The organism is Methylocaldum sp. 14B, from assembly GCF_002005105.1.
In the GTDB taxonomy this organism is placed as follows: domain Bacteria; phylum Pseudomonadota; class Gammaproteobacteria; order Methylococcales; family Methylococcaceae; genus Methylocaldum.
In genome coordinates this window covers 1-11672 of the sequence record NZ_MSCV01000005.1, presented here as the reverse complement: position 1 = coordinate 11672, position 11672 = coordinate 1, and the positions used below count along the sequence as shown (strand labels likewise).

Annotated in this window: 16 protein-coding genes and 1 pseudogene; 16 read left to right on the top strand and 1 reads right to left on the bottom strand. The window is 55.9% G+C overall.

Translation table 11 applies throughout. The features are described from left to right. Positions 1-155 precede the first annotated feature (155 nt). Positions 156-422, bottom strand: a pseudogene (locus B2A78_RS26495) (tyrosine-type recombinase/integrase); the annotation flags it as partial. A gap of 397 nt (positions 423-819) precedes the next feature. Between B2A78_RS26495 and B2A78_RS04735 the strand changes: the two are divergent. From B2A78_RS04735 to B2A78_RS04660, 16 genes are all read left to right on the top strand, one after another. Beyond that, the gene (locus tag B2A78_RS04735) at positions 820-1140 is read left to right on the top strand and encodes a hypothetical protein (RefSeq protein WP_077728764.1); all 321 of its coding nucleotides are present in this window, start codon (positions 820-822) and stop codon (positions 1138-1140) included. Positions 1141-1242: 102 nt separating this feature from the next. Next, positions 1243-1803 (top strand): hypothetical protein, encoded by a 561-nt coding sequence (locus B2A78_RS04730; protein WP_077728763.1) that lies wholly within the window; start codon positions 1243-1245, stop codon positions 1801-1803. A 68-nt stretch (positions 1804-1871) separates the two neighbouring features. After that, entirely contained in the window at positions 1872-2348 is a 477-nt protein-coding gene (locus B2A78_RS04725; RefSeq protein ID WP_077728762.1) for a VOC family protein, read from the top strand. Between the two features lie 54 nt (positions 2349-2402). After that, the gene (locus B2A78_RS04720; protein ID WP_077728918.1) at positions 2403-2858 is read left to right on the top strand and encodes a cupin domain-containing protein; all 456 of its coding nucleotides are present in this window, start codon (positions 2403-2405) and stop codon (positions 2856-2858) included. 222 nt (positions 2859-3080) lie between these two features. Further along, complete coding sequence (locus B2A78_RS04715; RefSeq protein ID WP_077728761.1) at positions 3081-3698, top strand: dihydrofolate reductase family protein; 618 nt, start codon at positions 3081-3083, stop codon at positions 3696-3698. Between the two features lie 179 nt (positions 3699-3877). Further along, positions 3878-4249: a MarR family transcriptional regulator gene (locus B2A78_RS04710; protein WP_168175345.1), complete on the top strand. Its 372-nt coding sequence runs from the start codon at positions 3878-3880 to the stop codon at positions 4247-4249. 48 nt (positions 4250-4297) lie between these two features. Continuing rightward, on the top strand, positions 4298-4762 hold the full coding sequence (locus B2A78_RS04705; RefSeq protein WP_077728759.1) for a nuclear transport factor 2 family protein: 465 nt from the start codon (positions 4298-4300) through the stop codon (positions 4760-4762). Positions 4763-4821: 59 nt separating this feature from the next. Further along, positions 4822-5367: a PaaI family thioesterase gene (locus B2A78_RS04700; RefSeq protein ID WP_205780673.1), complete on the top strand. Its 546-nt coding sequence runs from the start codon at positions 4822-4824 to the stop codon at positions 5365-5367. A 114-nt stretch (positions 5368-5481) separates the two neighbouring features. Then, positions 5482-6066: a nuclear transport factor 2 family protein gene (locus B2A78_RS04695; RefSeq protein WP_077728757.1), complete on the top strand. Its 585-nt coding sequence runs from the start codon at positions 5482-5484 to the stop codon at positions 6064-6066. A 153-nt stretch (positions 6067-6219) separates the two neighbouring features. Continuing rightward, a complete protein-coding gene (locus tag B2A78_RS04690) occupies positions 6220-6645 on the top strand; it encodes a YiiD C-terminal domain-containing protein (RefSeq protein WP_168175344.1) in 426 nt (141 codons plus the stop codon). A 516-nt stretch (positions 6646-7161) separates the two neighbouring features. Continuing rightward, a complete protein-coding gene (locus B2A78_RS04685; RefSeq protein ID WP_077728755.1) occupies positions 7162-7752 on the top strand; it encodes a hypothetical protein in 591 nt (196 codons plus the stop codon). 60 nt (positions 7753-7812) lie between these two features. Continuing rightward, a complete protein-coding gene (locus tag B2A78_RS04680) occupies positions 7813-8292 on the top strand; it encodes a GNAT family N-acetyltransferase (protein WP_077728917.1) in 480 nt (159 codons plus the stop codon). Beyond that, the gene (locus B2A78_RS04675; RefSeq protein WP_077728754.1) at positions 8289-8726 is read left to right on the top strand and encodes a hypothetical protein; all 438 of its coding nucleotides are present in this window, start codon (positions 8289-8291) and stop codon (positions 8724-8726) included. The genes B2A78_RS04680 and B2A78_RS04675 overlap by 4 nt, the downstream gene beginning before the upstream one ends. A 215-nt stretch (positions 8727-8941) precedes the next feature. Next, positions 8942-9208 (top strand): hypothetical protein, encoded by a 267-nt coding sequence (locus tag B2A78_RS04670; RefSeq protein WP_205780672.1) that lies wholly within the window; start codon positions 8942-8944, stop codon positions 9206-9208. Positions 9209-9613: 405 nt separating this feature from the next. Continuing rightward, positions 9614-10714, top strand: a complete 1101-nt coding sequence (locus tag B2A78_RS04665; RefSeq protein ID WP_077728753.1) for a hypothetical protein — start codon at positions 9614-9616, stop codon at positions 10712-10714. After that, complete coding sequence (locus B2A78_RS04660) at positions 10708-11538, top strand: hypothetical protein (protein WP_077728752.1); 831 nt, start codon at positions 10708-10710, stop codon at positions 11536-11538. The genes B2A78_RS04665 and B2A78_RS04660 overlap by 7 nt, the downstream gene beginning before the upstream one ends. Positions 11539-11672 lie beyond the last annotated feature (134 nt).

Here is an 11672-nt window from a genome sequence, read left to right as displayed (position 1 = left end):
GAGCGTTTTCCATCCCGGTGTACGGATTCGTGCCAGGAGGGGAGAACGTAGGTCGGCAATCCCTTGCCGACAAAGCCCTTCGCCGAGCCGATACGTCGGCAAGGGATTGCCGACCTACATATCCGAATCCCTTACACCGATCCGGAAAACGCTCTATGGCCGAGCAGTTCCTGGACGGTTCTGATATCGTAGCCCCCTTCGATCAGATAAGTGGCAAAACTATGCCGCAACGTGTGCGGCGTCGCCGGCTTGGCTATTCCGGCAGCCTGAACGGCTTTTTTCATGGCCCGCTACAATAGCTTTTCATCCACATGATGCCGCCGCTCGCGGCCGCTGCGCGGATCGATCGAATAGCTCCCGGAGGGAAACACATACTGCCAGCCCCACTCTTTCGGGCTTTGAGGATATTTTCGCGCCAAGGCTTGATTTTGCGTCGAGACAGATGGGGTAGGCTCTAATACAAAGTTAGGGAGCTGACTCTGTAGCACTCGATGCAATCGCTGAAGTTGTTGTCCGCGCCATCGCGCAGTTTGTAATCGATGTTTTGTTCGTTGGTATTTTCTATTGGCCCGGCTGGATTATTCTTCGCGTGCTTACGTTGGGTCGCTATCCACCGGCCCAATCACACCCACACAACCGCGAGTTGGTCGCCGTCGCGGCTTTTGCTGCATTGTTGACGGGTGTGACACTATATTTTTCGGGTTTCCCCGCGTGAAGACGTTGCTCTCTAACCCTGCGGTCGAGAGGGACGCTCCGCAAGCGGCGCGGCCGCTCGCTCCGCGCCCCTCACCTCCACGTTAGAGGCCGGCAAGAAAACGCATGACCAAGAACGAGTTCATTAACCTGATGCAGTACCCTCGCGAGTGGGTCGAATGGGGCATGCTCCCGGACGAACTATTGAATGGACAGATCGCAGAATATGAGCCGGGCAGTGAACGGGCCTCGCAGCACTACCGAAACGGTGCCTTCCACTTTTGGCTGCGGCGGGGACCAAGCAAAGATGTTCTTCTCAAGCTAGCCAGATTGAGTTTCCTTGACCCCGACCCATTGATGGCTGATTGGCTCCGAAAAGACTACATCGCGAAGGCAGAAAACGCTGATGGAGAAGTGTTGCGCGTTCTCAGACAGGAACGCCTCTAACCATTTCTTGCAGCCGACGCCCGCGACACTGCATGGCTCGTCTGTGCCTCAGCGCGGGCGCGGCTGAAGAAAATCGTTAAGTGTCTTGCGGAATCACAATGGATGACTGAAGAAAATTATCTAAAAGATTTGAATGAATCTTTAAAGATGTTTCAAACATACTTCCCTGAGAAGAGGGAAGATGTAGACATTATTATTCTTCGAGGGCACCAGTTGGCTGAGTCATTGCTTTATAAATTTATAAAACAAAATGTAAATCACCCGGAGTATATAGACTCCTTTTTTATACGATGGGAACCTTTGGTAGCCCTAGTTAGGGCTATGAAGAACGAAAATACAAAAGAATATGATTGGGTTTGGCCGTCCCTTATGCAACTCGAAAGAGCGCGAAACCAGATAGCTCACAATCTCGAAGCCGAAAAATTGCAAATAAAGATAAGGGACTTTATCAATTGTGTACGTTCTAGGGTAAGTGAATTTGGCCAAATTCCGGGAGACGATGATTTAAAGAAAGCTATCTTTATTGTGTATTGTGGTCTTTCTACGGCTTTAGCTGTAGATAAATGGCCCAATATCACAGCAACTTATTTGGTTAGGGATATGGTTGAAGAGCATGGGCGTAAAACCATCAATCAAGGTTGTATTGATGAAAAGGACACTTAACAAGGCGTCCCAGCCGACGCCCAAAAGCGGCGCGGCTGAACTTTAGCGTTAGACGCCAAGGAGACATCATGACGGTAAAGCGTATGGACAACGTCGGCATCGTGGTGGAAGACATTGATGCCGCCATTGAGTTCTTCACCGAACTTGGTCTCGAGCTCGAGGGGCGCGCCCCAGTCGAAGGAGACTGGGCAGATGGCGTCACTGGATTGCGCGACATGCGCGTCGAGATTGCCATGATGCGTACGCCGGACGGTCACAGCCGGCTCGAGATGTCTCGATTCCTCGCGCCGCCTGTGGTCGCCGATCACCGCAGCGCCCCAGTGAACGCTCTCGGCTACCTACGCATCATGTTTACCGTGGAGGACATCGACGATACGCTCGCCCGTCTCGGCAAACGCGGCGCGAAGCTCGTCGGCGAAGTGGTCCAGTATGAAGACATGTATCGGCTCTGCTACATCCGGGGTCCCGAAGGAATTCTCATCGGGCTCGCCCAACAGCTCGGGCAGCAGACTTCCCGAGCGAATCCCGTGAGCCGTAAGCGTTGAGAACTGAAGCATTGGCGTCTAACGCCAACGTTAGCCGCAAAGGAGGTCATGCCCATGCCGAAGATCGACATCGCGGCGGTGCCCATGAGAAAAGGTTCTGGGTATCCCAGCCCATTCGATGTGCCATGCACTACGCGTACTCGGCGAAGGCTGGGTGACGCAGGTGGCCTTGAGGACTTCGGGGTCAACCTGATGACGCTGCCTCCCGGCGCATGGTCGAGCCAACGGCATTGGCACAGTCACGAAGACGAGTTCGTCTATGTACTCGAAGGCGAAGTCACGCTTGTTGAAGATCAAGGAAGAACTCTGCTGCGGGCCGGCGAATGCGCTGCGTTTCCAAAAGGCACACGTAATGGTCATCACTTGATGAATGAATCATCAGCAGTCGCGATCTATCTGGAAGTGGGTTCGCGGCATCCAGAAGATCTGACGACGTGCTCTGACATCGACATGAAGAGCGCGAACTCTGATGGACGGTTCGTTCGCAAGGACGGCACGCCATATGGTTAGCCGGCGGGAACGATATGTCCTCGTCGCGAGGCTAACAAGCGCGTGCAGCCGACGCGCGAAGACGCACGCGGCTGCACGCGCATCGTTAGCCGTCATCCAAGCATCGCACCGTCGATTTCGCAGAGTCTCGTTCGACTATCCGTTAGGGAATGAAGCTGATTGGTCGCAGTGATTGGCATTCCCTGTACGAGAACTTTCATGAGGTCGAACTTGGAGAAGAGTATGCGCAAGCTGATCGTTGCCGAACACATCAGTCTGGATGGCATTATTCAAGCCCCCGGTGGGCCTGAAGAAGATCCCAGCGGGGGATTCAGTCTCGGTGGCTGGATAGTGCCCTACGCCGACGAGGCCACCGGCCAAGCTGTGCAGGACCTGTTCGCGCAGCCGTTCGAGCTGTTGCTGGGGCGTCGTACCTACGACATATGGGCGGCGTATTGGCCGCGTGTACGGGCCGGCCACGCCATCGCTGACCTGTTCAACAGCGTACCTAAGCACGTGGCCACGCACCGACCCGATACGCTTGACTGGCAGTACAGTCATGCGCTGGAGGACGATCTTGTCGACGCGATTCGCGCGCTTAAACACCAGGATGGCGTGAACCTATTGACGTGGGGAAGCGGCGATATGGTGCGCCAACTGCTTGCAGCCGGGTTGGTGGACGAGCTTCGGCTTCTGATTTATCCCGTCGTACTTGGGCGCGGCAAGCGCTTGTTCGACGATGATGCACAGGTGTCGGCCTTCACCCTGGCGCACTCGACCAGCACCCCTGGCGGTGTGCTGATCACCCGCTACGTGCGCAGCGGCGAGGTGCGCACAGGGGCGTTCGAAGAAGTTGAGTAGGAAAAGCCAGTGACGCCTAACAAGCGGTTCCAGGCAACGCTATGTGCAGGGCGCTCGGGCGTGCCTGAACCGCGGCGCCATGCGCAGGGCGCAAGGTTGTACATACAACCACAATACTCTACACTACGACAGTGTTTGAGAGATGTCTGTATTTCAATGTCAATGCTCTAGCAAGAGCAGTGAATCGCATTTGGGACGAGGCTTTCAAGGAACTTGGCTTGTCGCCTGCGCATGCCTATTTGCTCAGACTCGTGCTGGCGTCACCTGGAATATCCCATAAGGCGATCGCTAGTGAGCTAAAGCTCGAGAAATCTACTATCACCCGTTTTGTTGATTCGTTACAGGAAAAGGGGTTGGTCCAAAGATCAAAACTTGGGGCTGAAGACAATCGCGAACAGCGAGTGTTTCCTACCGACAAGGCCAAGAGCATGAAGGAAGCGCTGGAGGCAACATGCGATGCTTTATATAGGAGGATGTGCGGTAATTTGGGCGAAGCTGAAATGAAAGCCCTCGTGGCACAACTTCGCAAAACCGCTCGATTGTTGTCGTGATTTTTTTGCCCATAAAGTTGCTCATACAACCATTAATGGAGATACGGGATGAACCTTACAACTAATCCGATTACCGGATTCGAATCTACGGAAAACGATGGCAAGCCACTTAATGCTCTTGAGGAGTTTTACCGTGCGTTTAATACCCGAGACTTGGAACTCATGAGCGCCAACTGGGCAAATTCCGACGAGGCATCAATGTCCAATCCCCTTGGCGGAGTGCGTAGAGGGTGGGAAGCGATAGAAGAAGCATATTCAAGAATTTTCGCAGGCCCTGCCGAGGTGTATGTCGAGTTCTACGACTATACGATTCACCACGCCGGAATCATGTTCTGCGCTGTCGGTCGAGAAAGAGGATATTTCCGCGCTAATGGGAAGCAAGTTGACCTTGCCATCCGTACCAGTCGGTTTTACCGAATGGATTGCGGAAAATGGCACCAGATACACCACCATGGATCTATCGACGATCCTGCATTATTGGCCGAGTACCAGTCGGCCGTTCTAGGAAAATAGAACAAGAAGCCCAACCCATGATTCCGCCGGATGCTGCGCGATAACACCGCGCAGTGCCGGTGAATCCAAACCTGGAGAATGCAGAAAAACGCCCTACTCGAAAACTCAGCCCACAGACAATCAACAAGTTACAGACGCAAAAATGCTCGAAAACTGGTTTCTTCTACACCATCCTTAGGTGCCCAATGCTTACCCCGGATCACTTCAACAAGCTCGGCGCGCAAAACTTGCCAGGCTATCTTGGCATCGTCGTCACTCATGTGGGACCAGCGGAAGTACGGTCTGAACTCCAGGTAAAGGCGTCGCTCATGGCACCGAATGGTTTTCTTCATGCAGGAAGCGTCGTCGCGCTCGCCGATACCTCGGCAGGCTATGGTTGCGTCGCCAATCTCCCTGAAGAAGCCATAGGGTTCACGACGATCGAACTCAAGTCCAATCATGTCGGAACCGCCCGCGAAGGCATGATCGAATGTATCGCGAAGGCGGTTCACCTCGGCAAGACAACCCAGCTCTGGGATGCAATCGTCATTCACCGAGAGACAGGCAAGACCATTGCACTTTTCCGCTGCACGCAAATGGTTCTCTATGACAAACCGGGCACCTGAGCCTTCCATCAATGGACCTCCCCCGGTCTGCGGCCCGGTCGCCTCTCATGTCAAACCTCAGCCGGCGACAAAAGCAACGGAGGAGTCCCTCGTGAAATTTAGGAGACACATTGAATGATTCGTACGTTTGTGATCGTTCTCGCGGCATTAGGTTCGATAGCTGCCGTGGCATCGGCGAAGTCCTTGCCGCCGAATGCCTCGGCGGCAAGGACACGACAGGCAGATGCCCCCTTGGGCCGCATTGAGCCCACCCAGGCGCCGGTTACCGGTCAGGAGGATTTAGGTGATTTAGGCCAGCCTCGCCAAGTTCTCGCCCAGTTCTATCGAGCCATCAACAACCGCGACTTGAACTTGATGGCCCAAAACTGGGACCAGTCTGCGGAAGCGGTCATGGACAACCCCCTGGGCGGCGTCAAACGGGGCTGGCCGGAGATTCGCTCGGTTTACGAGCGTCTCTTCAGGTTCCGCTCGCAGTACCATTTCGAGTTCTACGACTATACGCTGCACGAGGCAGGCGATCTGTTCTACGTAGTGGGCCGAGAGCGAGGCTGGATCGAGGTTGATGGTGCGAGGCTGGACTTGGCGATCCGTACGACACGGATTTTCCGCAGAGTGAAAGGACGGTGGCTGCAGTTTCACCATCACGGCTCAATCGAGGACCCAAACATGCTCGCGGCTTACCAGAACGCCGTGCGGTGAATTCGGGAATCCGAGATGGAAGAACGCCGTGGTAAGGCCGCTCGCCTGCGGTCGGGACAAAGTCTCCGGACCTCACGAGCGTCGTCGATTGCCCCCCTCCGACAAGAGGGGCGCGCCCCCCGCCTTAACCTTATGTCTAAAAAGGAAAGACGCATGGATGTTACTGCTATTCCCTTTGTAGAGAAGGTCGGTATATGCCGAACGGAAGAAGGAACGCTTACACTGCCCTTCAGCACGTCAACGCAAAACCACTTGAACACGATACATGCGAGCGCACAGTTCGCGCTTGCCGAGACAGCCAGTGGCGAAGCACTGCAACGACTGTTTCCCGAGCTTGCGGGGAAGGTTGTGCCGGTCCTGCGAGAATCCCATGTCAAATTCAAAAGGCCGGCAAGCAGTGCTATTTTCGCGTTCCCAGCCGTATCCGAAGAGGCCGTTTCAAAATTCAAAGAGCAGTTTGAAAAGAAACGGCGGTCGTCCATCACCGTCGATGTAGAGGTCAGAGACTCTGATGGTGTCGTCACATCCGTCGGAATGTTTGATTGGCTCGTGCAAGGCCTCCCGCAGGGGAAGACATAACGAGTCGCTTCGGTCGACGGCCTTGATTCCGCTTCGCTTCGCTCCGGTAAGGCTGCGGCTGAGCTTGGTCACTGGGGGCAGGTATGTCACCGAGATTGGCACATGTCGTTTTTGCGCTGGCAATAGTGACCGTACAAAGGGCTTGGCTCAAGAGTTGTGAAATACAGGGGGCGCTTACAATGGCTCCTACAGAATGGACAAACCGCGCAGTCAACTGGTGTAAGAAGAATCAGACCGGAAGACGTGCAGAGGCGCTTCGTCTTTGGCTTGGCTGCATAATGGAGGATGAGGATGAATACGGCCCAGTCTGTGGCCAGTTATAACCCTAACTTTCACTTCGAGCGAGGCACTCCGACAGCCGGCTTTGCCGCCTGTTTCCACGCACCTCAAGCTTCACGTTGAGAATGTAGAAAAACGCCCTACTCGAAAACCCAGTCCACAACCAATCAACAAGTTACAGACGCAAAAATGTTCGAAAACTGGTTTTTTCCACAGCATCGTTAGGCGAATAAAAGCATGGGGACCCAACCGTATAAAGAAATTTTGAGCGCCGTTGCAATTGCTCTCACTTTTGCGGCCTTTGTTCCCTATATCCGCGCAATCGTTAGCGGCGCAACCCGACCCCATGTTTTTTCCTGGGTCATTTGGGGCGCGACAACCTTCGTTGTTTTTCTTGCCCAACTTGAAGGAAAAGGCGGAATTGGTGCTTGGCCCATCGGGGTTTCGGGAAGCATCACCATTTTTGTCGCGGTTTTGGCTTACGTGAAGCGCACGGACATTACGATCACAAGAACCGATTGGATGTTTTTCGTTTCGGCGCTGTCTTCGTTACCGCTTTGGTACTTTACATCAGACCCACTGTGGGCTGTCGTCATTCTTACCACTGTAGATATTCTGGGGTTTGGACCAACGGTGAGGAAGGCATATAGTTCCCCGCATTCAGAGTCATTGCTATTTTTCGCCTTGTTCGCGGCCCGTAATGTCCTCGTAATTTTGGCCCTTGAAAGTTACTCGGTCACGACGGTTCTGTTTCCCGCAGCTATAGCTGCGGCATGTATGTCATTAATGGCAATGGTCACAGTTCGAAGACGAGCATTAGCAACATGAAAGCACAAAACGATAAACCGCCTAACCACGCCGGTTATGGCGAACGTTGGGTGTCATGAAATGAGCACAGAGATCACCATCCAAAGAGCCACTGCCAAGGATGCAGTGGAAATCGCCGAAATGGTTGGCGAATTGCTGGCTGAAATCACGAACGCCATCGGAATTCAGGCGTTCAACTTCAACTTTGCCGAAACAGCATCTAGGCTGACGGACTTCATTAATCAAGAGAAATATTTCGTCTTTGTCGCTCGCAACGAAAATGGAAGGCCAGCAGGGTTCATTTCCCTTTATGAAAGCTACGCCCTCTACGCGGAGGGAGCATTTGGCACCATTCCCGAACTTTACGTTCGGCCGGAGTACCGCTCGGATGAATTGGGTCTTCGCCTTGTATCTCAGGCCAAGGGGTTCGGCTCGTCACGTGGCTGGACTCGATTGGAGGTAACAACCCCTCCCCTGCCACAATTTGATAGAACTCTGGCGTTCTATGAACGCGAGGGCTTTTCTATAACCGGCGGGCGCAAACTGAAGGTTTTGCTATGAAACCGGTCATTCAGGAGGAGATAACGGGATGCGGCATCGCGAGCGTCGCTGCACTCGTTGGAGTCACTTACAAACAGGCGAAGGCTGTGGCGAATAGTCTCGGCATTTTCGCGGAGGATCGGCGCCTCTGGTCAGAAACGCATCATGTTCGCACGCTTCTAAAGCAGTTCGGGCTCGATGCTTCGCCCGATGAGTCGCTGTTTCAGTCTTGGGAGTCTTTACCTACACTTGCCCTTCTCTCCACCAGGTGGCACTTGGAGCAGGGTCGGCCTTTCTGGCATTGGGCTGTTTTCTGGCGCGGGCCTCGTGGTCCCGTTGTGCTGAACTCCAAGAAGGCGCTTGCAAGCCATGTCCGCACGGACTTTTGGCGAATCAAGCCGAAGTGGTTCATTGAGGTCCATCGCACCCAACAATCCGCTCCAACCAACTGGTAAATCGATGTGCGGTTTGCCAGCGGCTGAGCACAGGCGTTGGCCATAGTGTTCTACGATGGACTGGTTGTACCGGGAGCCCTTCTTCTGCTGGCTTCTGGATGATGATCGAGTTCTATGGCGGTTGGAATTTCGTGCAAGTTCCCTGGTTGCTCGGAATGGTTGTGCTCTTCGCCTTCGAGTTTGTCTAGGGCAATACGGTCACCCGCTTTTACCTCATGCGCCTGCGGCGCATCACCAGAGAGGCCCTGCAGGCGGGCGCGATTACGCCGGAGCTCGAGAAGGCCCGGGGCGAAGGGATTCCCGCTTTCACACATTTTCTTGATCTGCCCATCCTATTCTTGATAGTCGCGCTTGGCGCTATCCGGCCAATGAGCTGGACGCTGTTTATTGTCGGCACCGTCGTTGCTGTTGTCATCGCAACGGCGCTGACACTGTATATCCCGAAGCTGTACCCATGGGGGGAAGCGAAACGGGAGTCCTAACAAACCCGTCAGCACGGACGCGAATTCCGCGGTGTTCCATTGCGCAAGTTCTTAGCAATGCTGGTGCCCCCGAAAGGTTAAGCTTGAAGCCAGCCGTGAGGAGTTCAAGGAAGAGGTCAAATGCGAGGGGCGCCGTTGAGCGGCTTACCAATCGGGTACGGTGGCACATCGGGAGCACGGGGCCTAGTTTGTCATTCCAGCCGACCGTTTTGCGCCGCGCTCCAAATGTCGGCTGGACTACCATGTTAAGGAAGCTCTGATTAAGCCCTTCGACAGGCCTGTCCTGAGCCTGTCGAAGGGACATGAACGGAATCCACTTGTTCAGAGCTTCCTCAAGGACATAGAAATCCCCTCACTCAAAATTCAGCTCATGTAGAATGCCAGCGCACCCGCGTATTCCGCCGCATGGGAAGCGGCTCCATCGGCGGAATGCGGGAATACCCTATTCCGCACTACGGCCGGGGCGCACGCTACGCCGACACCCGCCCCGTTGACTATATTCGCCGCATCGTTTTCGTTACGGGAGGGGGAATCCACATGCTGAATCTGCAGAAGGGCTTTGGGATCGGCGATCAGTTCGTTCCCTGGGGCGCGACGCTCGAGGAAGCGTGCCGGCAGCTCGGCATTCAGCCGGGGTACGGTTGCCACAGGGCGGAAGAAGTCAGGCTGCTCTGCGCGAGCGCTTACGGCTTTGCGGCGGTGAACGTCCACCTGGAGGCACCCGCGACGGATCGCCCGGTGACGAGCGTCGATTTCGAGCTGGCGCCCGCAGGGACCGGAACGCCCGAGCCCGAAATCTGGGCCGCGCCCCTGTCCGAACGCTTGGGACCACCGGACCAGGTGAGCCGTTCCGAAATCCCGTCCTATGCCGATCCGGCCGACTGCGTGCCGTTCTATGCCCGCTGGGTACGTCCCGAGACCAGCGTCGGTCTCTCGATCTACGGCGGGTTGCGTAAAGTCGACGGCGGCCAATCCGCCGGCACCTTGTGGTTGAGCTGGAACGAGCAGTTGGCCGCGCAACCCTATATCGAGGAATGGCGTGCTCGCGTCGCCCGGCTGACGGCCATGGCCGAACGGCCGTCGCAGTTGCGGACCTTCGTGCTGGATTGGCCGCAGAACGCGTACTGGCTGACGGGAGACGCCACACCTCAGGCGCTGGCCGCACGCCAGGCGCGTATCAGCCTGTACCAACCCACACTTCTGGATACCCCTGCCAATATCGCCGCCAAGCTCAACCCGCACAGCTTCGCACTCTGGAGCAGCGAGTCGAACGGCATCTGGTGCGCCTCGACTTTGCGGGACAGCGTGATGTTCGAGCTCGGGCAACCGGTGCAGGCCACCTGGGTCGACCTGCAGCCGGCCAAGGGGCCCGGCTATGCGATGCTGCAGCTCGGAGTCTGGTCCGTTTACGGGCGACACGGCTCGCGCGCCATCCGCGACGCCGCGCAAATGCTCGCCGGCTTTCCCGGAGTGACCGTGAAACAGGAAGGGGGCTACGATTGCTGACTTATGACACGCCGGATGCGGGCGCAGCGCCCATGAAAATCGTCACGATCATACTTTTGGTACTCGGCGCACTGCTCGCGCTCGGGGTTTTCCTGGCCGCCCTGCCCTGGATCGATGTTGCCGTGCTCAATAGTTTTTTCGCCAAGGAAATCGCCACGAACTCAGACCTGCCATGGGCGGCGCCCGGCCGCAAGGCACGCTACTATTCGCTCAAATCCTGGGACTGGAACAACGGGATCACCCGCGTCCCCGCGTGGGGCTCCAACTCGTGGCGCAAGGAGTACCCGCTCGACACGGCAAACAAGGCCTTTGCCTTCCTAGAGAAACACCGCGCGATGAATGCCTGGCCCGCAGCGGGCACCTTCGAAACCTATAGCGTCTATGAACAGCTGCAGCCCGGCGACGTGCACCACCAGGACGATTACGGCAACACCATCGTGACCTATTCCCAGCGCGTGGCGCCCTATCGCTTCTTCATCGTCTCGATCGAACCGACGGTCATCGTCATGCAATCCGCGCCGGAACTGCCCGCATGGCAGGAGGAATACGTGCAGCAGGGATATTCGCGCGACAGCCGCTGGATACGGTGGTATATGAGCCTGCCGGAGCAGCAGCGCTTGCCCGACCTGGTCTGGCTGCAGAACCCGCTGGAGTTCGGCACCGAGCTGCCGCGCGGGAGCGGCTGGAAATGGTTCTCGCCCGACCTCGAACAACTGCCCACCGATTTGCCGCTGGTCGAGAGCGGCAGCGCCGTGATTCCGCTCAAGCACGGTCAACTGAAATTCCGGCCCAGCGAATCGGGATGGCATGTCGTGCGGGAATGAGTCCCATACAGCGAGCAGCCCGAATGAAATGCAGCGAAATCCGGGGAGGTAGAAGCGCCGATCATCCCGGATTCCGCAAGCTTCATCCGGGCTACGTCGGCTATACGGGCACTCGCGAGTCGGTCGGGAATCCA